Source organism: Acinetobacter sp. F16 (genome assembly GCF_052712855.1).
The window spans coordinates 1-25,644 of the sequence record NZ_JBRATK010000011.1; the positions used below are offsets into that span (position 1 = coordinate 1).

General features: G+C 43.1%; 21 protein-coding genes and 3 pseudogenes. 6 read left to right on the forward strand and 18 right to left on the reverse strand.

Going from position 1 to position 25,644, the window contains the following annotated elements; translation table 11 throughout:
- The 8 genes and pseudogenes from ACU0NF_RS08090 to ACU0NF_RS08125 form a co-directional block, all read right to left on the reverse strand.
- A partial coding sequence (locus ACU0NF_RS08090; RefSeq protein WP_445660752.1) for an Ig-like domain-containing protein occupies positions 1 to 2,074 on the reverse strand: 2,074 nt, incomplete at its 3' end.
- A gap of 762 nt (positions 2,075 to 2,836) precedes the next feature.
- A pseudogene (locus ACU0NF_RS08095) lies at positions 2,837 to 4,092 on the reverse strand (hypothetical protein).
- 55 nt (positions 4,093 to 4,147) lie between these two features.
- Positions 4,148 to 4,926, reverse strand: a pseudogene (locus ACU0NF_RS08100) (copper amine oxidase); the annotation flags it as partial.
- Positions 4,899 to 5,782, reverse strand: a pseudogene (locus ACU0NF_RS08105) (aldehyde dehydrogenase family protein). The pseudogenes ACU0NF_RS08105 and ACU0NF_RS08100, both read right to left, overlap by 28 nt.
- A gap of 448 nt (positions 5,783 to 6,230) precedes the next feature.
- Positions 6,231 to 6,416, reverse strand: a complete 186-nt coding sequence (locus ACU0NF_RS08110; RefSeq protein WP_445660753.1) for a hypothetical protein — start codon at positions 6,414 to 6,416, stop codon at positions 6,231 to 6,233.
- Complete coding sequence (locus ACU0NF_RS08115; protein WP_445660754.1) at positions 6,413 to 8,122, reverse strand: FAD-dependent monooxygenase; 1,710 nt, start codon at positions 8,120 to 8,122, stop codon at positions 6,413 to 6,415. The genes ACU0NF_RS08110 and ACU0NF_RS08115 overlap by 4 nt, the downstream gene beginning before the upstream one ends.
- Before the next feature lie 47 nt (positions 8,123 to 8,169).
- A complete protein-coding gene (locus ACU0NF_RS08120) occupies positions 8,170 to 9,483 on the reverse strand; it encodes an MFS transporter (RefSeq protein ID WP_445660755.1) in 1,314 nt (437 codons plus the stop codon).
- A gap of 67 nt (positions 9,484 to 9,550) precedes the next feature.
- Entirely contained in the window at positions 9,551 to 10,330 is a 780-nt protein-coding gene (locus ACU0NF_RS08125; RefSeq protein WP_445660756.1) for an IclR family transcriptional regulator, read from the reverse strand.
- A gap of 393 nt (positions 10,331 to 10,723) precedes the next feature.
- Here ACU0NF_RS08125 and fahA point away from each other — a divergent pair, with 393 nt between their 5' ends.
- The 6 genes from fahA to ACU0NF_RS08155 all read left to right on the forward strand — a co-directional run bounded on the left by fahA (position 10,724) and on the right by ACU0NF_RS08155 (position 15,274).
- Positions 10,724 to 12,040, forward strand: coding sequence for a fumarylacetoacetase (gene fahA, locus ACU0NF_RS08130; RefSeq protein ID WP_445660757.1), 1,317 nt, complete (start codon positions 10,724 to 10,726; stop codon positions 12,038 to 12,040).
- Entirely contained in the window at positions 12,027 to 12,677 is a 651-nt protein-coding gene (gene maiA, locus ACU0NF_RS08135) for a maleylacetoacetate isomerase (protein ID WP_445660758.1), read from the forward strand. The genes fahA and maiA overlap by 14 nt, the downstream gene beginning before the upstream one ends.
- Positions 12,678 to 12,698: 21 nt before the next feature.
- Complete coding sequence (locus ACU0NF_RS08140) at positions 12,699 to 13,274, forward strand: VOC family protein (protein WP_131383605.1); 576 nt, start codon at positions 12,699 to 12,701, stop codon at positions 13,272 to 13,274.
- 16 nt (positions 13,275 to 13,290) lie between these two features.
- Positions 13,291 to 13,992 (forward strand): CoA transferase subunit A, encoded by a 702-nt coding sequence (locus ACU0NF_RS08145; RefSeq protein WP_445660759.1) that lies wholly within the window; start codon positions 13,291 to 13,293, stop codon positions 13,990 to 13,992.
- A gap of 3 nt (positions 13,993 to 13,995) precedes the next feature.
- Positions 13,996 to 14,643, forward strand: coding sequence for a CoA transferase subunit B (locus ACU0NF_RS08150; RefSeq protein WP_131383609.1), 648 nt, complete (start codon positions 13,996 to 13,998; stop codon positions 14,641 to 14,643).
- A 244-nt stretch (positions 14,644 to 14,887) separates the two neighbouring features.
- Positions 14,888 to 15,274, forward strand: coding sequence for a carboxymuconolactone decarboxylase family protein (locus ACU0NF_RS08155; RefSeq protein ID WP_445660760.1), 387 nt, complete (start codon positions 14,888 to 14,890; stop codon positions 15,272 to 15,274).
- A 104-nt stretch (positions 15,275 to 15,378) separates the two neighbouring features.
- On the opposite strand, the gene ACU0NF_RS08160 is transcribed toward ACU0NF_RS08155, so the two are convergent.
- From ACU0NF_RS08160 to ACU0NF_RS08205, 10 genes are all read right to left on the reverse strand, one after another.
- Positions 15,379 to 16,020 (reverse strand): ATP-binding cassette domain-containing protein, encoded by a 642-nt coding sequence (locus ACU0NF_RS08160; RefSeq protein WP_445660761.1) that lies wholly within the window; start codon positions 16,018 to 16,020, stop codon positions 15,379 to 15,381.
- A gap of 1 nt (position 16,021) precedes the next feature.
- Positions 16,022 to 16,705, reverse strand: coding sequence for a molybdate ABC transporter permease subunit (gene modB, locus ACU0NF_RS08165; protein WP_445660762.1), 684 nt, complete (start codon positions 16,703 to 16,705; stop codon positions 16,022 to 16,024).
- 27 nt (positions 16,706 to 16,732) lie between these two features.
- Positions 16,733 to 17,494 (reverse strand): molybdate ABC transporter substrate-binding protein, encoded by a 762-nt coding sequence (gene modA, locus ACU0NF_RS08170; RefSeq protein WP_445660763.1) that lies wholly within the window; start codon positions 17,492 to 17,494, stop codon positions 16,733 to 16,735.
- A gap of 14 nt (positions 17,495 to 17,508) precedes the next feature.
- A complete protein-coding gene (locus ACU0NF_RS08175; protein ID WP_445660764.1) occupies positions 17,509 to 18,738 on the reverse strand; it encodes a molybdopterin molybdotransferase MoeA in 1,230 nt (409 codons plus the stop codon).
- Positions 18,738 to 19,661 carry a bifunctional molybdenum cofactor biosynthesis protein MoaC/MoaB gene (moaCB, locus tag ACU0NF_RS08180; RefSeq protein WP_370984705.1) on the reverse strand — a complete coding sequence of 308 codons (924 nt, stop codon included), beginning with the start codon at positions 19,659 to 19,661 and terminating at the stop codon, positions 18,738 to 18,740. The genes ACU0NF_RS08175 and moaCB overlap by 1 nt, the downstream gene beginning before the upstream one ends.
- Positions 19,662 to 19,745: 84 nt before the next feature.
- Positions 19,746 to 20,264 carry a molybdenum cofactor biosynthesis protein MoaE gene (locus ACU0NF_RS08185; RefSeq protein ID WP_445660765.1) on the reverse strand — a complete coding sequence of 173 codons (519 nt, stop codon included), beginning with the start codon at positions 20,262 to 20,264 and terminating at the stop codon, positions 19,746 to 19,748.
- Between the two features lies 1 nt (position 20,265).
- Positions 20,266 to 20,517, reverse strand: a complete 252-nt coding sequence (locus ACU0NF_RS08190; RefSeq protein WP_445660766.1) for a MoaD/ThiS family protein — start codon at positions 20,515 to 20,517, stop codon at positions 20,266 to 20,268.
- A gap of 1 nt (position 20,518) precedes the next feature.
- Positions 20,519 to 21,559: a GTP 3',8-cyclase MoaA gene (gene moaA / locus ACU0NF_RS08195; protein WP_445660767.1), complete on the reverse strand. Its 1,041-nt coding sequence runs from the start codon at positions 21,557 to 21,559 to the stop codon at positions 20,519 to 20,521.
- A gap of 133 nt (positions 21,560 to 21,692) precedes the next feature.
- Entirely contained in the window at positions 21,693 to 22,319 is a 627-nt protein-coding gene (gene mobA / locus ACU0NF_RS08200) for a molybdenum cofactor guanylyltransferase (RefSeq protein WP_445660768.1), read from the reverse strand.
- Positions 22,320 to 22,327: 8 nt separating this feature from the next.
- A complete protein-coding gene (locus ACU0NF_RS08205; RefSeq protein WP_445660769.1) occupies positions 22,328 to 25,108 on the reverse strand; it encodes a molybdopterin-dependent oxidoreductase in 2,781 nt (926 codons plus the stop codon).
- Positions 25,109 to 25,644: the final 536 nt, after the last annotated feature.

The window sequence follows — 25,644 nt, forward strand, 5'->3', positions numbered from 1 at the left end:
TTGATCCGGTAGATCCTGTTGCGCCAGTTGATCCAGTAGAGCCGGTAGATCCTGTTGCACCCGTTGATCCGGTAGATCCTGTTGCACCAGTTGATCCGGTTGCACCGGTAGATCCTGTAGATCCAGTTGCACCGGTAGATCCTGTTGACCCAGTTGATCCAGTAGCACCCGTAGATCCAGTAGCACCCGTTGATCCAGTAGAGCCGGTTGCACCGGTAGATCCTGTTGATCCTGTTGATCCGGTAGATCCTGTAGATCCTGTTGCACCCGTTGATCCTGTTGATCCTGTTGCGCCAGTAGATCCAGTTGCACCGGTAGATCCTGTTGACCCAGTTGATCCAGTAGAGCCGGTTGCGCCAGTAGAGCCGGTTGCACCGGTAGATCCTGTTGCACCCGTTGATCCTGTTGATCCTGTTGATCCTGTTGATCCGGTAGCACCGGTAGATCCTGTTGCACCAGTTGATCCGGTAGATCCTGTTGCGCCAGTTGATCCGGTAGATCCAGTAGAGCCGGTTGCGCCAGTAGAGCCGGTTGCACCGGTAGATCCTGTTGATCCGGTAGATCCAGTTGCGCCAGTTGATCCTGTTAATCCTGTTGATCCTGTTGATCCTGTTGCACCGGTAGATCCTGTTGATCCAGTAGCGCCAGTTGATCCGGTAGCACCAGTTGATCCAGTTGATCCTGTTGCACCAGTAGCACCAGTAGATCCGGTAGCACCGGTAGATCCTGTTGCACCAGTTGATCCAGTAGCACCCGTAGATCCTGTTGCACCGGTAGATCCTGTTGCACCAGTAGATCCTGTTGATCCGGTTGCACCGGTAGATCCTGTTGCGCCAGTTGATCCGGTAGCACCAGTTGATCCAGTAGCACCAGTAGATCCGGTTGCGCCAGTAGATCCAGTTGCACCGGTAGATCCTGTTGCGCCAGTTGATCCTGTTGATCCGGTAGCACCAGTTGATCCAGTAGCGCCAGTTGATCCGGTAGCACCGGTAGATCCTGTTGCACCAGTTGATCCGGTAGCACCAGTTGATCCAGTAGCACCCGTAGATCCGGTTGCGCCAGTTGATCCAGTAGAGCCGGTAGATCCAGTTGCGCCAGTAGATCCGGTATCGCCTGTTACGTTTCTCCCGCCTTCAATTTCAGTCGGTTTCGAGCTGTTCTTTGCAGCATCCGTAGCAGTAACTGTCGCCTTTTCACCGTCAGTCAACGGACGATCCAGGTCAATCTCGAAGTTGCCATCTTTATCTGCAACACCTGAACCAATCACTTGGTTGTCCTGGTCTTTTACTTCCACGGTTGAGCCCGCTTCTGCTTTACCTACAACCTGGGTGCCGGCTTCATTGATCGTCGCTTCTGGCGCTTCCGGTGCAAGGGTATCTTTGCCGCCTTCAATTTCAGTCGGTTTCGAGCTGTTCTTTGCAGCATCCGTAGCGGTAACTGTCGCCTTTTCACCGTCGGTCAACGGACGATCCAGGTCAATCTCGAAGTTGCCATCTTTATCCGCAACACCTGAACCGATCACTTTGTTGTCTTGGTCTTTTACTTCCACGGTTGAGCCCGCTTCTGCTTTACCTACAACCTGGGTGCCGGCTTCATTGATCGTTGCTTCTGGCGCTTCCGGCGCAAGGGTATCGATTGCTGCTTTAGAGTTATCATTTCCATTACCTGCCCAAGCAATAATACCTGCCGCAGCTGCAGGAATTGCCGCCCAAAACCAAGGTGCTACTCCATCATCATAAAGTAAGGGATTAACTTCCTCTAAGGGCTGATAATGAATTTCGTTGAGTAATATCCCATTTTCATCAGTAAACCTTACCCATAATAAGCGGTGTTCAGCATCCTCTATAACCAAACTATGATCTGCATTAAAAAAGTCTTCAAGAATAATTTTTTTACCATCTTCTAATAAAATAATGACATTATTATTTTCTTTTCTAATTTCTAAAATTTTTTCATTAAGAATATCTAACTTAACAACAGTTGGATGGTTTGAGAGACTTATTTTTTCAACATTACTTGAAAGCTCACTTTCAAGATGCGAGTTTTTATCAATTAAAGATAAGTTAATCTGCATAAAACACCCTTAAATAACCAACTATATTTGTATAGATTAATTAAACGTTTATTTATATAAATTTTCAAGTAATTAGTATAAATATGTTCTTGTTTTTAATATTTTATGTAAATTATTTCACATTTTCATTTTAATAAATACATATAATGAATTATGTTTTCCTTCTAAAGAATGGATAAGTTATTAAATAATAATCAAGCAATACAGGTTAAATAAAATATATAAATATCAATATTTATTTAAAAAATGACTTATAATAAGTATTAGGGAGATTTTAAAAAATTATAAAGAGATTTGCTATTTATTTAAATTACATTCTAATTTAAATAAAATTAAACAATATAATAAAATCTATTATAATATTTATTATGGTGATTTATTTTTTAATTTATTCGACTTATTTACAGTAGCTTTTTAATTATTTTCAAAAAAAATCTAGACAAGAATTAGTGGTATGTCACATTAACAATAATGTTTCACTCAAATACATTCTTTTTTTAACTTAAAATATAAGCTATATAGTTCAAAATATTTTGTGACATAAAATCCTAAGCAAAGCCCTAAATTAAAGGCTAACTCAGCTCTCTAATTTCCCTTATACACAACTAGAAATAATAAAGAACACCTTTTTAGAACAGTAAAAATATCCTTAATCACTAGATTGTGATTAGAGATTCTATTTTTTCATTCCAATTTAGAAAGAATAAGTCTTCACTTTAAGTAACCTAGGGATAATCTTAAGCTAATTTCATCACACCCACATCAGTACAAATATTGCAAAATGAGCTGAGCATAGCTATTGGTTTTATTGTCTGAAACTTGAGTACCTAAATGATTGATGTCTTTTTTCGGTTTATACAAGCCCACCAATGGAATCACATTGATATTCTTGTTTGGAGACCAAACCGCAAATGCATCAATCTCATGGCCATCCAGGTTTTCCTGGTCTTTTTTAATCGTATCAAATTGATAAGCCAACACCCCTAAATGCAAGTTTTCTTGCACTGATGCTTGTAGTGAAACTTGGTGAATGCGGGCATTGGAATTAAAAGGTCCTGCATAGTTTCCTGCGACTTCCCCCTGGAACCAGGTTCCAAAACCTGCAGCAGTGTTGCCATAGAACAGAGGATCATAATTTTCCGAGAAGGAAGAAAAACGGTAGCCTACTGTGGGCTGGTATTTCAGCTGATCAAAGCTGTAGTTGGCTGCGACATACCATGCATTTTCATTGTCATTTTTTTGCTCTTGATACACAAATTCAGCATTCACTCCAAACTGTTCAGTGATTTTTGTTTTTGCACGTACTGCGACATCTGTTAAATCTTCGCGTACAGATTTATGCAGGGAATCGTCCAAATCTGTAACTTGCAAATAAGTCAGACCGAAATCACTTTTGCCTGCTATATATTGCCAATCGGTTACCCAGAGTTTGGGTTGATATCAAGCTTTATTGCCTGACTCTAAATAGTACCAATGGGTATTTAAACCTTCAGCCAACTGCAAATTGATCACGGTTGTAAAATTAAAGCTCCTGCGCGCAGCTAAATAATAGCCACCGCCACGATTCAATTCACCATCAGCAATGCCCTTCCCGACATTTAAAGCATCCCCTGCGACAATAAATCCATCACCGATTAAAACATTTTGGCGTCCGATACTTACATCAAGTACCGCATCTTCGGCTTTGCTGTTTTTCCAGCCCAAGGTCCACTGTTCCAATGATGTTCTGCGTTCTTTACCATTGCTAAAGCCAGCTGCATCACCGTCGCCAAAAGTGACAGAATCAGTCCCATTAAACTGCCATATAAAGCTGAATCTTTTAATTGATACTCGCCTGCTAATCCATATTTTGCCTATACTTCATGCCAATAATTCTGTTCATCTGCATCTGGATTGTTATAACTTTTATCGCTATAAAACATGCCATAGGTGACATCTATACTTGGTTTCACCACCAGTCCTTCTGCTAATGCCATATCTGCATTTGCCTGAATAACAGCTGTCCCCAATACAGCCATAAAACTCACCGGTCTTAAATATTTTTTCATAAAATTTACTTTTAAAAAGAAAGGATCAACACATGGTTGACCCTTTTGAAAATAGATTAGTGTTTATACTGATCTTTTGATCCATTTCTGATTGCAGTGTTGGGGTGCTGTCAAAGAAGTTCCACGGCTTGAGCATGGTGTAAACCCACTCTGTCGGCATGATTGGCCATTCTTCTGCACGGGCCACATGCGTTGTCCCTGTGGTCATCCATACCACGAGGTCTTTATTTTCAATATTGTCGTTGTTAGCAACAAATTGACCGAGCCCCGTATCCGCCATAGAACGGTTTGAATACTTACCTTCAGGGAATTTTTCATTGGCATCGTATTTTGTGACCCAAATTTGCTTATCCATAAAGCTCAAGCGTTTAAACAACCATTCATCTGGAGAGAAATTTGCACCTTTGGCAATTGGATGTGTGCCACCGGCAAACGGAATTATTTGATAGGAAACTGGATTGCCCAATTTATTTTCTGTATTGGTATTTGAAATCAATCGTATTGTTGACGGATCAAACTTCTGGGCAGCTTCTTTTTCACTGCTGACAATACGTTCCTTCACTTCAATTGCACTAGTACGAGGCCCACCGCGGGTATTTTTAGCAATGACTGGATCCAACTCCAGAAAGCTGTTGTTGTCACCATCGACATCCATATCTAAACGGAAGTTATAAATGTGCTGGTGCGTGGTGCCGATAATATTATGATCAATCAAGGTTCCAAAGCGGGTATCTTCTTTGGCAGTCGCATCACACATAGTGCGTGTTTTACACCCTTCACTGCTTCAATACCTGTCGCACCGGCAACACGGGTCCAAACTGCTCTTCATCCACCAGTGCCACACCTTCTTGTACATTAGTCACTAAAGTGGGGGCTATTGCATTTTATTTTGCACTGGGCCAAAGCTTGTAGATGCATCCATGCCATCTCCAAGCACCTGAGCATCGGCAATTTTCGCCAACTTTTCAGTCAACGCATCGTACACATTTTTATGTACATATAAACGTTTTAAGGCTGCACAAGTTTGTCCTGCATTTAAGAATGCTGAACCAAAGATTTTTTCTGCTGTGCTCTCTACATCTACATCTTCAAGCACGATCCCGACGTCATTACCACCCAACTCAAGTACCACACTTTTCAAGCTATTTACCGAGTGACTTAAAATACTTTGACCGGTACGCGTTGAACCGGTAAAGGTGACTTTAGTCAATATCAGGGTGCTCGCTTAAAGCTTGTCCAACCGCACCTTCACCCAACACTATGTACACACACCTTGAGGTAAATGACGATTAATAATTTCAACCAGTTTGATGGTGCTGAGTGGCGTATATTCTGAAGGTCTATTTACAATACAATTCTTGGTTTTAAGGGCAGGAAATAAATGCCAAACCGCAATCATGAATGGCCAGTTCCACGGGGTAATTGAAGCCACCATCGCTAGCGGTCGGTTAAAAACCTGAATGGTCTTCCCACTTGGATCTTGAATCGTTTCAACAGGAATTTCCAAACTGGCCAGATACTCAATCCAGCTAACTCCTGCTTCCACTTCAAATTGTGCCATATCAAAGGTTTTGCCTTGTTCTAAGGTAATCAGCTTGGCAATGTCATCCTTTTCTGCACGCAAATCGGTAACGATTTTTGCAAATGCTTGATTAACCACTGTATCTGAAAAAATTTTCCATTGTTTAAATGCCGTTAAAGCAGATTAAATAGCCTGATGCACCTGTTCAGTTGAAGCACTTGCAATTTCAGCAATCACTGTTTCATAAGCAGGATTTAAAACTGTAAATGTTTCAGCTAATCCTTTAACCGTTGTACCGTTCACAATTAAATTCGTAATTCTTATATCCCTATTGGCTTAGTCCGACCAAACTGCATTTTATAGGTGATTACCAATAGCTAACTCATCCTTTAGGATGATTTTTAATTGATTTTTCATTATAAAAGTCATTCATAATAGATTTATTAATTTCACTCAATTCAACCTTGGTTTTTCTTCATTTCACGCTTTCTTCATTGGGAATTTTTGCTTTGATTTATTTATATATTCTAGAAAAAAAGGATGCGCTTAGGCATCCTTTTCAAGGTCAATACATCAAGAATCAGCATTAATCTTCAAAAACTTTTGCCTGATTAATTAATTGGCCAAATACAGCGCCATCTTGAATTTGATTGGCACTGAGTAATGCCAATTTCACTAGAAATAATTCACGCTTAGCCTCTGGAATGGCATCAATGCTTTCTGCCAGCTGGTCATATACTTTTTCTAAATCATGAATTGAAATTGAACTCATGCTGCTACTCCTTCTGCGGCCTGGGTGAATTGATATAAAGTTTCAGTAATGGCATTTTCACGATAGTTAACCCAACGACCATTGATATGATGACCCGGACGAACCAGATAAATTGCACCTGCATCGGCAAAGAAACGCTCTTTGGCAATTTCTGGATTAATGGCCAATGTCACATCTGCTTCACTCACCGCTTGATTATCAATCGCCAGTGCAATCACCTGTGCAGGAATACCCTGTTGTTTCAGTGCAGTAATTTCAGCAATTAAGGCTGCAGGCACTTGACCATTTTGGGTAAGTACCACAGCCGAGAATTTACCGCTGATTGAATCATACAAGAATGAGCCATCTGCAAATTTCACGTTTGGAATAAGCGCACCGTTTTCCGTCAATTCATTCATGATGGCATTGTCATCATTCTGGCTGTTCAAGATTGAATGGGTGTAGGCATGTGGACGCGAAGTGCGCCAGTGATATAAGGGACGAACAAATTCATGTTCAAGTGACAATGAAAGTACTGCATTGCGCAGCAAGCGGAAGCCATCGGTTGGTGGCGCCATAAAGCGTGTTGATTTACCTGCTTCGGCAATAATTTCACGAGCAGCGCCGACACGGTCAAAAGTATAGCTTTCCAGTAATTTTTCAGGCGCCCAGCCCTTAACCACGGCAGCCAGTTTCCATGACAAGTCCTGCGCATCCTGGAAACCGGTATTCGCACCGCGTACACCGAAAATTGGCAGTAAATGCGCTGCATCGCCAACAAATATAATCCGGTTATGCACGTAATTATCTAAAGTCAATGCACGTGCTGAATAGACCGTACTCCAGTCCATTTCCCACTCAAGATGGTCCTGGCCAATCATTTTCAATTGATCATTTACCGCTTTATGCAAGTTTTCAGGTTTCAGTGCGTCTTCAGGAGAAATATTAGGGTCAAGCTGGTAATCGAAACGCCAGATATCATCCGGTTCACGGTGCATTAAAATGGTATTGCCCGGATTCCAGTCTGGCGAGAAGAATGCCAAACGTTCGGTTGGATAATCCAGTTTGATACGAATATCTGCAATCACAAAACGACCTTCGTAACTTGCACCTTCCATCCGCAGTTTCATGCTTTCACGAATTGGTGAACGGCCACCATCTGCAGCCACGACCCAGTTTGAAATGTGTTTGTACTCACCTTCAGGGGTGTGCACAGTCAATGTCACTTTGTCATGATCCTGTTCATGTGCAACGACTTTGTTGCCCCAGCGAACTTCAATATTGTCTTGTTCTTTAATGGTGTCGAGTAAAAAACTCTCCAGCCAGTTTTGTTGCAAGTTATTCAGTGGTGCAAACTGGTCATGTTCATTGGTCGGCGATGCCATGCGGAATGCCACTTGACCTTTATAAATTGAATTACCGTGTGTCCAAGGCAAGGCTTTGCTCATAATACGTTCAGCTGCACCGGCAGCCTGTAAAATTTCCATGGATCGCTTGGTATACACCAAGGCACGGCTGCCTTCAGATAACTGCTGTTCTGAAGAAAGTAAGATAACCTTGACACCCTGTTTTGCCAATAACAACGCATTTGCCATTCCAATCGGACCTGCACCCACAACAGTGACAGTATCCGCATCAGCTACAGTATCTTCATGACTATGAAAATAGGGATAAACCTCGTAGCTGTAATAGAGTGATTTTCTAGGTTGAGTTTCAGGAAAATGCATGTCGAACTCCTTGTCGTCATTTTTCACTAGGAAAATAAATAAAATTGTTATTCGGTAATCAATGCAGCTTGAGCTGCTGGTAATGGTTGCGTGAATTCTTCATTTTTACGGCTACGGTATGCCTGACTTCCTCTCAGACCGATGGCATAGAATGCCAGCAACATGACCGCTAAAACGCTACAAATCATCCAGACCAGTGTGAATGAACCGGTTGCCGTTGCAATCATTGAAATTGCAGGGACACCACTGGCAATGCCTAAAGTCTGGAAACGCAAGCAGATGCCATATACTTCACCATAATGCGTCTGCCCATAGGTTTGAGAAGCGACCACTGCTGGTGTTACAGTACCGATGCAGTTGCCCAAGCCCCAGAACACCACACCAACCAGACCTAATAACCAGGCATCTGAACCGGCTGCCAGTGCAAACGGAATACAGGTCATTAGGACACTGGCACAAACCAGAGTGGTCGCTTTCATTGGTCCAAGCTTGTCATATAACCAACCCAAAGCCACTTTGGCGAAAATCATCACGCCCAGTGTGATCACTAAAAACTGTGCTGCCTGCTGCATACCAAACGTATTTTGCAAGAACACTGGAAGCTGCAACACAATCCCGCCACCCACAAATCCCACCAGAAAATGTGCTGCCAACATAGACCAGAAAAATGGCTTTTTCTTTAATACTTTTGGTTCAAGGTGAACCAGTGCTTCTTCTTGAGTATTCACTTGAGTTGAGGTTGTCTCAACTTCATCGGCACCAAAAGCTTTTAAACCGATGTCTTCAGGTTTTGCTTTGATCACCCAAAGAATCAGTAGGCTGCTTACCGCAAACATCACGCCGGCAATCATCTGATAGGCAAGCTGATAGCTGAGATTTTGAATACAGTAAGTAATGAATGGGCTCAGAATCATCCCGAAGATAGCACTACCCGACAGCGCAATACTCATTGCCAAACCTTTTTTCTGAATAAACCAGCGGTTCACCAAAATATTGGGTGGCATAAATGTTAAACCGGTCGAGAAAAAACCGAATAAAGCAGCCACGACATATAAAATATAAATGTTGGTCGCTATTGAAAATGCGGCATAGCTTAGGCAAAAACCGGTTAAGAAAATCAGCAATGCTTTTTTAGTATGTGCTTGCAGAAATTTCCCGACTTTCGGAGAGAAAATCATCACGGTGATATTGATAATGGTTGAACATAAGGCAAATTGTGTCGGTGAAATGCCAATAGACTGCGTGAACTGATTTAAATAAATATTAAATGTCGTAATGGTCAATGCAATGGCTGTACCTGATACCGCCATCAATGCCAGAACAATCCACCAACCATAGAAAAACTTGTTTGAGTCCTTCATTGTGCTTTCCCCGTTTCCTTACAAGTCAATTACATGGCCCAAGGAGAAAGCACCGCTAAGCTGGACTTTAGCCTTGAGTAATGTAACGTGTTAAAGCTGCTGCTGTTTCCTTCAACGCTTTAACTCTTTCGTGTTTAAAATCAATAGGAAGATGTAAATCACTCGCTAAAGCTGCAATACAAAACTCAATCTCGCCATGGGCATTGAAAATTGGTACGCAGATCGCATTTACACCCACCAGCATATCGCCTGAAACTGTCGCAGCACCTTGCCCGATGATGCTTTGTTTCAATTCCAGAAACTCTTCCCAATTGGCCGGATAAACCTGTTGATTGAGTGCCTGTTTCTGTTGCCATTCACGTTCCATCAATGGCCGAACGATGTCTTCTGCCATAAATGCAGCATAGGCACGACCCGTTGCCGAGTTCAGTAAGGGCATAATTGAACCGACTCGCGTAATGACCGAAACCTGTTGATTCGGTTCAATCCATTGCACGATCAATGGTCCCTGTGATGTCCATTTACTGATCTGTAAACCGCAATCAATCTTGCGGTGCAAATCGTAAATCATCGGTTGCGCTGCCTGAATCGTGTCGGTTCGTTGAATACAGCTTAAACCTAAACGCCACGCCTGTTCCCCGAGTGCATACCGTCCATCATCCAGTTGTTTGGCATAACTCATTCGAACCAAACTCACCACATAACGATGAACTTTTGCAGGATGCATCGACAAATTTTCAGCAAGTTCTTTCAGCATCATGGGTGTTCGATGTGCAATCAGCGCATCAAGTACCGTCAACCCGACTTCTAAAGATTGAACCCCACCTTGTGTTTTTTCTTCTGACATTGGTTTTCAAACTCATTACTGGAATGACCAGCATTCTACTCGAAGCAACCCAATTTCAAAGCATTACACACAAGAAAAAATGGCTTTCAGTCTGAGGTTGCCCTTTTCCCCTGATGATCTAAAACTTTAGTTTAATTACGTTATTCATAATTAAATTATGTATTGCGTAATCTGTTGAAATGAGTATGATTGGATTAATAGTAAAAATCAAGCGTCTTAGACTTAAGCCGTATAAGTTTTTAAATTTTAAATAAATAACTGTTTTATAACAGGTTTAAATAAAGTTGAATAAAACTTAGCACTAAAGCCTTAGACAGATTTGATCAATTTCAGAACTCGATGAGTAAAAGCAATATCCAGAGATTGCTCTATTTCGACACAAGGAACACGTACATGACAGGTCAATTAAAATCATTTATTGAGGTCGCACCGGATTCGGATTTCCCAATCCAGAACTTACCTTTTGGTGTATTTAGTGAATCCGCTGAAGGCGAGCGTCGTGTGGGTGTCGCATTGGGCGAATGGGTGGTCGATCTTGCTGCACTAGAAGCCCATGGTTTCTTAAAAATCACGCAAGGCAAAACTTACTTCAATCAACCGACATTGAATAAATTCATTGAATCCGGCAAAGCCAACTGGTCTAAGCTTCGTGCCGAACTGCAAGATATTTTATCTGCAGACAATGCCACGCTGCGTGACAATCAGGCCTTACGTCAACAGGCTTTCTTTAAACAAGCAGAAGTCACGCTACATTTGCCAGTCCATATTCCAGGCTATACCGATTTCTATTCTTCTAAAGAACATGCCACCAATGTAGGCTGCATGTTCCGTGACCCTAAAAATGCACTTTTACCGAACTGGTCGGAACTTCCAGTCGGTTATAACGGCCGTGCCAGCTCGGTGATTGTGAGCGGTACAAATGTGGTTCGTCCATCAGGGCAGATTAAACTTCCAGATAGCGACCGTCCTGTATTTTCGGCTTGTCGCAAACTCGATTTCGAACTTGAAACCGGTTTCATTGTAGGTAAACCCAATAAACTCGGTGAACCGATCTCTATTGAAAATGCCTGGGATCACATCTTCGGCATGGTGCTGTTCAATGACTGGTCGGCACGTGATTTACAACAGTGGGAATACGTACCGCTGGGCCCTTTCAATGCAAAAACTTTTGCATCGTCCATCTCGCCATGGATTGTGACCATGGAAGCACTTGAGCCATTTAAAACCAGCTCACCTGTTCAGGAACCAAAGCCACTGGCCTACTTGCGCGAAGATCATTCCAATAACAGTTATGACATCAACCTATCTGTTGAAATTCAGGCTGAAGGAGCTGAACAAGCCGATGTGATCAGTCAAACCAATTTCAAATATATGTACTGGTCGATGTCACAACAGTTAACCCATCACACCATTGCCGGCTGTAATGTCCAAGTCGGCGACTTGATGGGTTCAGGTACGATTTCTGGTCCTACACCTGATTCTTATGGTTCATTGCTGGAAATTACCTGGAATACCACCAAGCCACTGACCCTTTTCAATGGTGAACAACGCAGCTTTATGCAAGATGGCGACACACTGACCATGAAAGGTTACTGTGAAAAAGATGGCTTACGCATCGGTTTTGGGGAAGTGTCTGGCACCGTACTGCCTGCGGTTAAATTTGACTTCGCTGCCGATACCGCTGAGGAGAAACTCAGTGAAACTGTATAGTTACTTTCGGAGTTCTGCTGCATACCGCGTACGCATTGCCTTGAACTTAAAAAGTCTGCAAGCCGAAGTTATCCCGGTGCATTTGGTGAAAAATGGCGGTGAGCAGCATAGCGCTGAATACCGTCAGATTAATCCAAATGAACTTGTACCTGCTTGGGTTGAAGATACGAGTCAGGGTGGATTCACCCTGACTCAATCTTTAAGCATCTTGGAATACTTAGACGAAAAGCATCCGGAAACAGCTTTATTGCCTCAAGACATTGAACAACGTGCCTTGATTCGTGCCTTTAGCCAAAGCATTGCCTGCGATATTCATCCACTGAATAACTTACGGGTTTTGCAATATTTATCCGGCACTTTAACAGTATCGGATGAACAAAAATCCGCCTGGTACACGCATTGGGTGGAAGTTGGTTTTCACGGATTAGAAGCACAGCTTCAAGACTCAAACGGCAAATTCTGCTTTGGTGAAACAGCCACATTTGCAGATTGCTGCCTGGTGCCACAAGTCTATAACGCATTACGCTTCAATATTGATTTGGCGGCTTACCCAAAAATTGCCGCGATTTATCAGCACTGCAATACGCTCCCTGCATTCCAGAACGCTGCGCCTGAAGCGCAGGCCGATGCAGCTTAAATTTTAAATAAGGATATTTATATGGCGATTCAAATCGAAAAAATTCACCACGTGGCTTACCGTTGTAAAGATGCCAAAGAAACGGTGGAATGGTACAAAAAGAACCTCAATATGGACTTTATTTTGGCCTTTGCTGAAGACTATGTCCCTTCAACTAAAGCTTTTGATCCGTATATGCATTTATTTTTAGATGCCGGTAATGGCAATGTTTTGGCCTTCTTTGAATTACCGACCCAACCGGACATGGGCCGTGATGAAAACACGCCAAAATGGGTACAGCACATTGCATTAAAAGTAAAAGACCGTGCAGCACTGCTTGAAGCAAAAGAACATTTAGAAGCCAATGGCAACAACGTATTGGGCATCACCAATCACGGTATTTTCCATTCAATCTACTTCTTCGATCCAAATGGTCATCGTTTGGAGCTGGCTTATGATGACGAAAAAGCACCGGCAAAAATCGCCATGATCACGGAAGAAATGAAATACGAAATGCTGGAAGAGTGGAGCAAGAATAAGCGTGCACCGCATCACACCCATTTCTTGCATGCCGATGAATTAGAAAACAATTCAGCTATAGCAAAAGTTGATCACTGATTTAAAGGACTAAAACGTGAATAAATTGGTTGCGAGTGCAGCAGAAGCTTTAGAGGGTATTGTTGCAGATGGTCAAACACTTGCGGTAGGCGGTTTTGGACTGTGCGGCATTCCTGAAGCATTGATTGATGCATTAAAACAAACCGGAGTGAAAGGTTTAACCTGTATTTCCAACAATGCCGGTGTCGATGATTTTGGTTTAGGTAAATTGCTGCAAACCAAACAAATCAAAAAAATGATTTCATCCTATGTCGGTGAAAACAAGGAATTTGAGCGTCAGTATTTAAATGGTGAACTTGAAGTCGAACTGACTCCACAAGGCACCCTGGCTGAAAAATTACGTTCCGGCGGTGCAGGCATCCCCGCTTTCTATACCCAAACGGGTGTCGGCACACTGATTGCCGAAGGTAAAGAAAGCCGTTTTTTTGATGGTAAAGAATACATTCTGGAAAATACCTTAACTGCAGATGTGGCTTTGGTTAAAGCCTATAAAGCAGATAAAGCCGGCAATCTGGTGTTTCGTAAAACTGCACGCAACTTCAATCCTGAATGTGCGGTTGCTGGCAAGTTCACGGTAGTTGAAGTCGAACAAATAGTTGAAATTGGTGAGATTGATCCCGATGATATCCATCTTCCGGGCATTTACGTCAACCGCATCGTGGTAAATGCAACACCTGAAAAACGCATTGAGCAAATGACTTTAAAGGCGGAGGCTTAAATCATGGCTTGGACACGTAATGAAATGGCTCAGCGCGCTGCGCTCGAGCTTGAAGATGGCTTCTACGTAAACTTGGGTATTGGCTTGCCGACTTTGGTTGCCAACTATCTTCCTGAAGGCATCAATGTCTGGTTACAATCAGAAAATGGCTTGTTGGGGATTGATGAATTTCCAACGAAAGACACAGTCGATGCCGACCTGATTAATGCCGGTAAACAAACGGTAACGGCTCGCCCCGGTGCAGCATTTTTTTCCAGTTCAGAATCTTTTGCCATGATCCGGGGCGGTCATGTCAATATCGCGATTTTAGGCGCGATGGAAGTGTCCCAAACGGGCGATCTGGCCAACTGGATGATTCCCGGCAAGAAAGTCAAAGGCATGGGCGGTGCCATGGATCTGGTTGCTGGCGTACAAAAAGTGGTGGTGTTGATGGAACACAATGCCAAAGACGGCAGCCCGAAAATCGTCAATCAGTGTGCCCTGCCTTTAACTGGTAAAGGCGTAGTCAACCGGGTGATTAGCGATTTAGGCGTGATGGATATTACGGCTGACGGCGTTAGACTGGTTGAACTTGCGAAAGATGTCACGCTTGAACAAATTCAGGCAGCCACAGGTGTGAAACTGATCACCACTGAATTAAATGCCGCTTAAAATTTAAAAAATATTCAAACCAAAATCAGGGCAGCTTCGGCTGTCTTGATTTTATCTACGCATTTAAAGCGATATATTTAAATTCATATATTCAAATCTGGCTATTCAAATCATCAGCAAAGTATCCGCGTGGCATCGTTCCCAAAATTGCAATCGAACTACGACCATAAACCAATACGCATAGAGGTCATTCAGGCATAAACTTTGACCACTTCTTTTTTATAAACCTTGAAAGAGTAAAAACATGTCACAACAAGATTTTGAAAATGGTTTAAAAGTCCGCACCGAAGTCATGGGCGAATCTTTTGTAAAACGTGCACAAGACAATACTGTGCCCTTTACTCAACCCTTGCAGGACTGGATTAATGAACATGCCTGGGGTTCAACCTGGCAACGTGAAGGCGTATTGCCGCGTAAATACCGCTCGCTAATTACCATTGCATTTTTAACTGCACAAAAAAGCCCAACTGAGCTCAAAGGCCATGTTCGTGGCGCACTTAATAACGGCGCGACGGTTGAAGAAATCCAGGAAGTGTTACTTCACAGCTTGCCCTACTGTGGCGCGCCCGCAACTCAAGAAGCCTTCCGTGCTGCACTTGAAGTGATTAATGAATATCAGAAAACTGAATAGTCTCCTTTGATGTTTATCGAAATAGCTTAAGTAGCTGATGATTTAAACTGCTTAGGCTATTTATTTTTGTTGAATGATTAAGATTAGCTCCTAGATATTGGGTTTTACTTATTCTGTAGTTGCCCTTGGCTTAACTGCACAATGTCCGCCTGCAAATATTCCAGCTCTTGCATATGATGGGTCACATAAATCATCGGCAAATTTAGCTCTTGTTTCAGCCGTTTTAAAAACGGTAAAATTTGCTGTTTTAGATGGTTATCCAGACCCGTTAAAGGCTCATCCAGCAACAGTAAATTCGGTGAAGATAACAAGGCACGTCCAATCGATACACGCTGCGCTTCCCCGCCTGAAAGCTGATGTGCTTTACGCTGAATCAAGGGTTTTAATTCCAATAAATCTACAATCTCATCAAACAGGAATTTTCGTTCAGGTTTAGAGACCAGTTTTTCTGCATAACTCAGGTTCTGCTGCACATTCATATGAGGAAATAGCAATGCATTCTGGAAAATTAAAGCGATTTTGCGTAGATGCATCGGTACATGAATTTGTCGCTGAGTATCCAGCAAAATACGGTTATTAAACTGGATCGAACCCTGCTGAGGTTGTATTAGCCCCACAATATTTTTTAGCAAGGTACTTTTGCCACTCCCTGAAGCACCGACAATGCCTAAAAGTTGCTGCTGCATCTGCAGTTCAACATTCAAGATAAAATCGGCATATTGATATTGAAAATCACATTTCAACATTTCAAGCTCCCAATTTCCGTTGATACTTTTGCAGAATAAAATAATTGGCAATTAAAGCGCTAAAAGCCAAAACCAGGGACAAGGCAACCAGTCGCATTGCCAGATCCTCACCATCGGGCTGTTGCAGAAATGAATAAATCGCAATCGGAATGGTGCGGGTTTCATCTGGAATATTTCCCACAAAGGTAATGGTTGCGCCAAACTCACCTAAACTGCGGCTAAAGCACAAAATGCTGCCCATCACGATTCCGGGAATCGCCAAGGGTAAATTGATACTCCAGAACACCTTCCACGGCGCGGCGCCCAAGGAACCTGCGATCTGGTCTAACTGTTGATTCATGAGTTGAAAAGACAAGCGAACCGGTTGTACCATCAGTGGAAACGCTACAATCATCGAAGCTAAAACAGCCCCTTTCCAGTTAAAAGCCAGATGTATTCCCAAGGCATTTAAATACTGTCCAATAAAACCCTGATTGCCGAACAAGACCAATAATAAATATCCTAAAACCACAGGCGGCAACACCATCGGAAGCTGTAATAAAGCTTCGACAAGAAACTTCAAGCGAAATTTATAACGCGCCAAATACCAGCCCAACGCCACAGCAAAAGGCAAACTAAAAACGGTTGCAAACAACGCCACCTTGGCAGACAGATAAAGCGCACTGGACTCTTCGGGACTTAACATGGGGTCGCCATCTCCTGCTGTATCTGTTTAAGATTTCAGGCTAAAACCATATTTCTGGAAAATGGTTTTGGCTCGCTGACTGCTTTTTACAAACTGTTCAAACTGCACTGCCTCTTTATTTTTTGCACCTTGCCTGGTCAATGCCAGTGGATAAACAATCGGGCGGTGTGAATTTGCCGGAAAGGTTCCAATGATTTTGACTTTTTGGCTGATCAAGGCATCGGTTTTATACACAATCCCGACTTCACATTCACCGCGTTCGACAAAATTGAGTGTGGAACGCACATCATCCGCACCGACCATTCTCCCCTTTAAGCTATTGAACCACTTCAGCTTCATCAGACTTTGTTTGGCATATTTACCGGCAGGCACAGATTCCATTTGCCCGCTACAGAGATGTCCTTTAAAAGACTGGGCAAAGTTAAAATCGGGCTGCGCTTTAAATGCAATATTTAGATTTTTTGGACTGATGACGACAAGCTGATTAAACAGCAGTGGTGTGACCAAGTTTGAATCGATCACATTTTTTTGCACTAGATAATTCATCCAGTCCTGATCTGCCGAGAAAAACAGGTCATTGCTGGCGCCTGCTTGTACCTGCTTCGCCAAAGCGGATGAAGCAGCAAATACAGGTACAATTTTAGTTTGTGGATGCTGGGCTTGGTAAATCATGGCAATATCTGTCATGGCATTGCTTAGACTTGCGGCTGCATAGACTTTGACTGTCCCGGCATGCGCTGAGGAAAATGTCATCGCGAGACACATGGATAAAAACAGGGGTTTTTTCATGTGCATTTTCCTCATCAGTGAATAAATAAACCGTGAACAATCTCGCCTTCACTCAAGCTTTGGCCTGCCGGAATACGTACCAGACAATTCGCCTGCATCAAATTACTCAGCATATGCGATTGCTGTTTGGACAGACTTTTCACTTTTAAAACCGATTGATCAAAACCGGCAGACATTCTTAAAAAGCTTTCTCGGCTATCCATTTTCAGATCATCGGTCAGTACTGCACTAAACCAGTTCGGTTGCTGTTTCTGTCCTTGCAAGGCATTTAATAAAGTTGAGGTATAAATTTGCATGCCCACATACACCGCTGCAGGATTACCCGGTAAGCCCAATAAATAACAATGTGAATCATCGGCTCTTTCTAAGCGCGTAAAGAGCATCGGCTTGCCGGGTTTTTGTTTCACTTTCCAGAAAATTTGTTCAAAACCCAAATCCAAAGTCACGGGTCGAATAAAGTCATAATCCCCAACCGATACGCCACCTGTGGTTAAAATCAGATCATAGCTTTCTGATAATTTTTGAATGAGTACTTGAACCGCAGCTTCAGTATCTGCCACATGAAAAATTTTAACCTGCTGTGCCTGATTCTGAAACCATGCTTCAATCAGAGGCCCATTGGCATCGAAAATTTTACCTATTGCAAAGTCTTCTACACTTTCCGCGACTTCATCACCCGTGATCACCACCGCAACTTTAGGGTATTGAAAAACGTTAACCGTTTGAATGCCCGCCATGCTTAAGGAAGCCATTGCACCCACGGACAGTTGTTGACCTTTATTGGCCAGTAATTGTCCCACTGAAATTTCTTCACCGACATCGCGAATATCGGCATGGGCTTTTAGGCTTTCGGTTATTTTAATTCTGGATGCATCGATGACCTGTACAATTTCCTGCCGCGCCACCGTTGTGGTTCCAAACGGAATTTTGGCCCCGGTAAATATCCGAACCGCTTGCCCAGTCTCGAGTTGTAATTCGGAAGAATGTCCTGCCTGAATTTCACCGATCAGTTCAAATTCGGTATGGGGTTCAATTGCAGATTCTGCACAAATTGCATAACCATCTACCGCACTTTGTGAAAATAAGGGCAGATTGATATTCGAGTAAACATCTGCTGCCAAATAGCGATTTAAAGCCTGATTTAACGCAATACTTTCAGTCGCTAAAACTTTAGTTTGCTGCAAGATTAAATCCAAGGCCTGATCGACACTAATCAAGCCATGTTCAGCACCACATCCTGACATTATTCATATCCCCCTGAATGGGGAATGTTTTTTTGCACATCAAATAAATGCACCAATGCAGGCAGAACTGCAATTAAGGATTCTTTGGCACCTTGTCGGCTGCCCGGCAAGGTCATCACCAGACTGTTATCAATATAACCGGCCACGCCACGACTCAAGGCCGCATAAGGCGTGCGCTTTTGCCCAAAACTGCGTGAAGCTTCCATTAGTCCAGGAATCTCACGTTTTAATAAAGGCTGAATGGTTTCCACGGTTAAATCCTTCGGCCCCAGTCCTGTACCACCTACGGTAAGAATTAACGGATAATCATTTTTTTGCTGTTCGATTAAAGCCAGTAACTGCTCAGGACTGTCTGGAATTACCAAATAAGAAATATTGCTGAAATTAGCTTCCTGCAAAATTTCCAAGACATTTTGACCGGCTGTATCTGATTTCTTACCTGCGGCTACGGTATCTGACAACACAATGATGGATGCCGACATGGCTTCTTTGAGCACTCGGGTAAAATGTGATTTACCGCCTTTTTTCTTTTGTAATTTAACCTGATCCAGACATAAATCTTCCGGTTCACAATGCGGTTTCAGCATGTCATACAGTGTTAGTCCGGCCAGACTGACTGCGGTTAAGGCTTCCATTTCCACCCCGGTCGGGCCAATGGTTTCAACAACTGCGCTAATTTCAACATGCGCATCAAACAGTTCATATTCCACATCGGCACGGTAAATCGGTAGCGGATGACACAGTGGAATCAGTTCATCGGTACGTTTCGCCGCTAAAATACCCGCAATCCTTGCTGTCTTTAGCGCATCACCTTTTTCAGTATTGCCGTTACGTAACAGTTCAATGCAATGTGGCGGTGCGTGCAGAATTCCTGTGGCCACTGCTGTCCGATAACTCTCGGCTTTCATCCCGACATTTTTCATTGCATGTTCCTATGATTCATTTTTACTTTAAATAATGCTGTTGACTGACATCTACCATGATTCAATAAGTAGATTAGACTGGTTTTAATGATGGCAATGTGTATGATCACTGTGTGCAGAATTCTTTTCTGCATGATGATGTGTATGTACCTGCTCCACCGTATCTTTACGGATGCAGCAGCCTTCTACATATTGGCTGCTACCATCCATATAGAATTCCTCTTTCCACACCGGCACTTCGTGCTTAACCCGTTCAACTGCTTCTTCACAGGCAGCAAAGGCCTCCCTGCGATGAGCAGCATAGACAATTGCAATAATCGCCTTTTCACCAATATCCAACGCGCCAATCCGGTGAATCACCCGGACATAGGCCACGCCATATTTGTGCTGAATCTCCTGCTCAATCTGGCGAATCATTTTTTCCGCCACGGGTGCATAAGATGTATATTTGAGTGCTTTAACCGCTTTACCTTCATGATGATTGCGTACCGTGCCGACAAAACCCCCAATACCACCACATTCAGGAAAAGTTTGAATCTGATCAAAACTATCCAATGTTAAGGCGGTATCCTGAATCCGTGAAAATTTTTTCAATACATCCATCTCAACCTCCAGCTACAGGTGAAAGCAGCACTAAGGTACTATCCGAATTCAATAGAGTTTGACGCGAAATAATGTCTTCACCGATGGCACAGGCACATCGTTCAATCATGGCAAAGGCTTCAGGATAGCCTTGTCCAACTTGGACCAAGACATCGGAAACCGAGCTATTTAAACTACAAATAATTTCCAGGTTTTGGGGTAACTGTTGTTCGACCGCACCGAAAGCTTCAATTTTAATTTTGATCTGTGGCATTTTAACCTCCAATCATATGCATGCTGATTTTGCGCGATGGCTGATTTTTCAAACGTTGCTCTATGGCGTGATAACCTGATTCCTTGCTCCAGATATAGTTAAACAATGTTCTGTACAAGCTTGCTTGACTCAATGGTGCCGATGCAGTCAGTGCTTTAATTTCAGTTTTTAGATTCAAACCTTGAGGTGCAAACAGGCAGTTATAAAATTCGCCTTGTGCGGTTAAACGTACCCGATCGCACGTTCCACAAAATGAGTTAGTGATGGTGGATATCATTCCAATCGGATGACCATCAATAAAATATTGCCGTGCCGGATCTGAATTTGACTGAGGTGAATCATTGGCTTGGCTGGTTACTGCAAATTCAGTGGCTAAAGTGTCTAAAATCTGTTGTTCACTAACCACATGTTCGGTCGACCATTTTCGGTCACCATCGAGTGGCATAAATTCAATAAAGCGTAAGCTGATTTTCTGCTTAACCGACCATCGGGCCAAAGGCAGAATTTGATCGTCATTCATACCGTTCATTAATACAGTATTGATTTTAATCGGTAGACCAACGGCTTGAGCTGCACGAATTCCCTCAAGTACGGGTGCTAAATCTTTTTGCGTGAGTTGTTTAAATTGATCGGCATCCACACTGTCCAGACTGATGTTTAAATCATCCAGTCCCGCCTGCTTTAAGGCTTGTGCATATTGCTTGAGATAATGAGCATTGGTGGTCATGGAAATGCGTTTAAGCCCGAGCTTTTTTAGCTCTTGAAGCTGAGCAACAAAATGCACCACCCCTTGACGCATTAACGGTTCACCACCGGTGATGCGAATAAATTCAATACCACGACGCACCATAAAATCACAAAAATGATAAAGCTCTTCAAAACTGAGCAAGTCGTGTTTTTTCATCCACTCTGGATGTTCAGGCATACAATAGACGCATTTAAAATTACAGCGATCCGTTACCGAAATACGCAGTTTGCGCTTGCTACGACCAAATTGATCGGCAAATTTCGCTTCAGTTTTAAGCTCTGTCATCATATTCATGTTGAACATCCATCTTCAGGCATTTGGTTGCAACTGCACACATATTGTGCGCAAGCGTTAAATCGCCCAATCTTGTTATAATTAGATTTGCAATAAGTGTTCCAACTTTGTGCTAAAAGCGAAATATTTAGTTTTAATGCAGAAATTTAAGTTGTTGATGCTGTTGCAGCTCATCCAATGAGTTAATACTGTGAAAAAATAGTGCGTGATTTTTAAAATGTGCCACTTGTGCGTGCAAATCAGAAAAACAGTGCTTTAAACTGCGCTGTTTTTGTTCAAGATGGATCATCAAGGTGGCTAAGCTGCTGCGTTTAACCAAGCAAAATGGATACAGTGCCTGACCGTTGATTTCCACATAAGCCACTTCGGCCAAGCTATTTTTAGCTAAAGCCTGATGCAATTTTAGAATCACCTTTGGCGGAATGTAGGTCACATCACAGGGTACAAACAGCACATGGTCTGCCTGTACATGTGACCAGGCACTTTTTATGCCCATGAGTGGACCTAAAAAACCACTTTCATCATCCTGATAGCAATGAATGCTGGGAATGATTTTTTGATAGATCGAATCATCACGGTGACTATTGATCCAAACTTGTGCAACATGTGATTTAAGCTGTTGATGAATCTTGATCAGTTGAATTTGATCATCAAATTTCTGCAACAGCTTATTGATGCCATTCATACGCCGTGCCTGTCCACCGGCTAAAATCACCAGGTCGGTGTCTGGATAAACTGACTTATTTATTCCTTTCTTCATTTTTAGCTTCATTCCACTGTCTCCGCTTGACAGGCTTTAATCAGGCCTCGAATTTCAGGTAGACATGAACCGCAATTACCCCCTGCTTTTAGGCATGCTGTGACTTGTTTTTCATCGGTGATATTTTGGGTTTTAATGGTTTCAATAATGCGGTTTTTACCGACTTTAAAGCAGCTACACACCAATGGCCCTTCATTATTGGCCATCGACATCGGTTGTCCAGCAAGCAGCGCCTTACGGTGCATGGCACTTAAGCGCTCACGCTTAAACAGGCTCGCCACCCAATCCCGATCTGGCAAGAGTGCATAAGGCGCAATATATAAACTCGCAATCAAATGCCCATCTTTCAGTACCACACTGTGACTGATATGCGCGGTTTGATCTTCAATATTCAGCCATTCAAAACTTTCATCCTGAAACGGTAACAGCTCTTTTAAATGCTCGGTGGTTGCTGTGAATTTTCTGCGGTCTGCCAGTTCATAGCGCATAGCTTGAGCTGTGGTAATTTTCGTCCACCACACCGTGTTTTCGATGGAGGATTGCACAACTTTTTCAAAGCCCTGACGCACATAAAACACGCCCTGCCACTGGCTATAAAAGGGATGGATGATGACGGGGGTATGTTTAAACTCTGGTTCACCGGAAATCGGATCGACCACCGGATTGACCACTTTGCCAATACGGGCATCGGACGCCACCTGATCGTTCCAGTGAATCGGTGCAAACACCTGTCCACGACGAATATCATCACTGACCATCGCACGTAAAACACAGTTGCCCCATTTCGATTTGACTTCCACCAGTTCACCATCTTTGATGCCGTATTTCAGCGCATCATGCGGATGGATTTCACAATACGGCTCTGCGCGATGGGTACTTAAATTGGCAGACAAACCGGTACGGCTCATGGTGTGCCATTGGTCTCGAATCCGGCCAGTATTCAGCACCAAAGGAAATTCGCTACAGATTTTATTAACCGGATCTATCGCGGTAATGGCAATAAATTTGGCTTTGCCATCGGCATGGCTAAATTGCCCTTTGGCATACATGCGTGCCACTGCACCATCGGCTTGCTGCCTAGACCAAACGGGCCACTGCACCGGTTGCAGTTCATCATATTCGCTTTGATTTAAATCGCTTAAAGCCTTTAAATTGAAATAGCGGAAGTTTGGCGTTTCGGCGCGCAGATCTGGCTCTGAATTCTGTTCTACCGAGAGTCGTGCATGTTCCAGAAAAATGTCATGACTGTTATTAAAATCAAAACCGCTAAAGCCTAATTTTTTTGCGACCTGACTAATCGCCCACCAGTCGGCTTTAGCCTGTTCTGGCTCATCCAAAAAAGCACGCTGTCTGGAAATGCGGCGTTCAGAATTGGTGACGGTACCGTCTTTTTCTCCCCAGCCTAAAGCCGGTAACAGCACATCGGCATATTGAGTGGTATCGGTATCCTGGCAAATGTCGGACACCACCACGAACTCACATTTTTCCAGGGCACGTTTCACCTGATCTGCATCGGGTAAACTCACCACCGGATTGGTGGCCATAATCCAGATGGCTTTGATTTTGCCACTTTCTACTGCATGAAATAGATCAACCGCCTTGAAGCCAGCCTGCTTGGCAATATAAGGGCTTTGCCAGAAGTTTTGCACCAGTTGTTGATGGCTTTCATTTTCCAACTCCAGATGAGCCGCCAGCATATTGGCGAGTCCTCCCACCTCACGACCACCCATGGCATTCGGCTGCCCGGTCATGGAAAATGGTGCAGCACCCAGCTTGCCAATTTTTCCGGTAAATAAATGGCAGTTGGTTATGCTATTGGCTTTATTGACGCCTTGTGAAGACTGATTCACCCCCATGGAAAACAGGGTCATCACTTTTTCAGTTTGGGCAAATTTCTGATAAAAAACTTTTAGTTTTTCCAGTGAAATACCACTACGTACTGCGACCTCTTCAATGGACGATTCAGTTTGGCTATGCGCCAAAGCCTGTTCCAAACCTTGCGTATGTGCAGCAATAAACTCCTGGTCTGCATGACCATTTTGCGATAAATATTGTAATAAACCGTTAAATAATGCGACGTCTTGCCCCGGTAAAATCGGCAAATGCAGGTCTGCTGCTTCACAGGTACTGGTAAAACGCGGGTCAACCACCACCACAAACAGATCCCGCTGTTCTTTGGCTTTCATGATGCGTTGATATAAAACTGGATGGCACCATGCGGTATTTGAACCGACCAGCACCACCATATCGGTATGCTCAAAATCTTCATAGCTGGCCGGAACAATATCTTCACCAAAAGCCCGTTTGTGTGCTGCAACAGCCGATGACATACAAAGTCGTGAATTGGTATCAATATTGGCAGTGCCGAGATAACCTTTGACGAACTTGTTCACCACATAATAGTCTTCTGTCAGCAATTGCCCGGACACATAAAAGCCAATGCTGTCACGACCATATTGATCAATACATTGCTGGAATTTATTGGCAATTACATCCGTTGCGGTATTCCAGTCGGTCTTTTCACGCTGGTTCTTTCGGCCCAGCATTGGGTGAAGAACACGTGTTTCAAGTCCCAAAGTCTCCGCCAGATTGCTGCCTTTAATGCACAGTTTTCCATAGTTGGATGGATGATTGACATCCCCTGCAACCGAAACTTTTTGACCTAAAGCGGTGTCCTGCACAGTTGCGGTTACGCCACAACCCACCCCACAATAGGGACAAGTGGTATGGGTGATTTTGGTATTTATTTCTGTGGAGCTATGCAGTTCCATTACAGGGATACTAAGCATATAGACACTCCTTTGGCTGATTCATGAAAATGACGTGTTGGAAGATGTGCCCTGTGAAGATATCGTGCAATGTGATTGCATCATGGTCGGGTTGTATTGGAGTCTGGCCACGAGGATGAATAGAATTAAAGTGCATTTTTGCAAAGCAATATAATTGTTTTTGTTGAAGCCTGAGCCAGAAATCTATCATTAAAATCAGAGATGCCATCTTGATGGCAATAACACTGCCAGAACGAAAACAACCCGTTTTATTCTGCTTAATAGGGACAAACACGGCCTTCTCCTTGATGAACTGAACGTATGGTCTTTACTGTTATCTGCCTTGAGCAATAACAACCGATCAGAACGGACATCGTTGGCCGTCTTATAATTGAATGAGCCGTCTTTGGCTCAAACTGAATATTGCAATGATTGTGCCAAAATTTTTCAAACTTATATTTAGTGATTGAAAATAAAAAATAAATTATTTATCTATCGCCTATGGATAAATTCTAAAGTTAATCTGTTGTGTAGTTGTGGCGCCAGCAGCCTTAAAC

Excerpts from the sequence above, each read along its gene's own strand:
- ACU0NF_RS08110 (WP_445660753.1), bottom strand. The coding sequence starts at position 6,416 with ATGAGTTCAATTTCAATTCATGATTTAGAAAAAGTATATGACCAGCTG.
- ACU0NF_RS08115 (WP_445660754.1), bottom strand. The coding sequence starts at position 8,122 with ATGCATTTTCCTGAAACTCAACCTAGAAAATCACTCTATTACAGCTAC.
- ACU0NF_RS08120 (WP_445660755.1), bottom strand. The coding sequence starts at position 9,483 with ATGAAGGACTCAAACAAGTTTTTCTATGGTTGGTGGATTGTTCTGGCA.
- ACU0NF_RS08125 (WP_445660756.1), bottom strand. The coding sequence starts at position 10,330 with ATGTCAGAAGAAAAAACACAAGGTGGGGTTCAATCTTTAGAAGTCGGG.
- fahA (WP_445660757.1), top strand. The coding sequence starts at position 10,724 with ATGACAGGTCAATTAAAATCATTTATTGAGGTCGCACCGGATTCGGAT.
- ACU0NF_RS08140 (WP_131383605.1), top strand. The coding sequence starts at position 12,699 with ATGGCGATTCAAATCGAAAAAATTCACCACGTGGCTTACCGTTGTAAA.
- ACU0NF_RS08150 (WP_131383609.1), top strand. The coding sequence starts at position 13,996 with ATGGCTTGGACACGTAATGAAATGGCTCAGCGCGCTGCGCTCGAGCTT.
- ACU0NF_RS08155 (WP_445660760.1), top strand. The coding sequence starts at position 14,888 with ATGTCACAACAAGATTTTGAAAATGGTTTAAAAGTCCGCACCGAAGTC.
- ACU0NF_RS08160 (WP_445660761.1), bottom strand. The coding sequence starts at position 16,020 with ATGTTGAAATGTGATTTTCAATATCAATATGCCGATTTTATCTTGAAT.
- modB (WP_445660762.1), bottom strand. The coding sequence starts at position 16,705 with ATGTTAAGTCCCGAAGAGTCCAGTGCGCTTTATCTGTCTGCCAAGGTG.
- modA (WP_445660763.1), bottom strand. The coding sequence starts at position 17,494 with ATGAAAAAACCCCTGTTTTTATCCATGTGTCTCGCGATGACATTTTCC.
- ACU0NF_RS08175 (WP_445660764.1), bottom strand. The coding sequence starts at position 18,738 with ATGTCAGGATGTGGTGCTGAACATGGCTTGATTAGTGTCGATCAGGCC.
- moaCB (WP_370984705.1), bottom strand. The coding sequence starts at position 19,661 with ATGAAAAATGTCGGGATGAAAGCCGAGAGTTATCGGACAGCAGTGGCC.
- ACU0NF_RS08185 (WP_445660765.1), bottom strand. The coding sequence starts at position 20,264 with ATGGATGTATTGAAAAAATTTTCACGGATTCAGGATACCGCCTTAACA.
- ACU0NF_RS08190 (WP_445660766.1), bottom strand. The coding sequence starts at position 20,517 with ATGCCACAGATCAAAATTAAAATTGAAGCTTTCGGTGCGGTCGAACAA.
- moaA (WP_445660767.1), bottom strand. The coding sequence starts at position 21,559 with ATGAATATGATGACAGAGCTTAAAACTGAAGCGAAATTTGCCGATCAA.
- mobA (WP_445660768.1), bottom strand. The coding sequence starts at position 22,319 with ATGAAGAAAGGAATAAATAAGTCAGTTTATCCAGACACCGACCTGGTG.
- ACU0NF_RS08205 (WP_445660769.1), bottom strand. The coding sequence starts at position 25,108 with ATGCTTAGTATCCCTGTAATGGAACTGCATAGCTCCACAGAAATAAAT.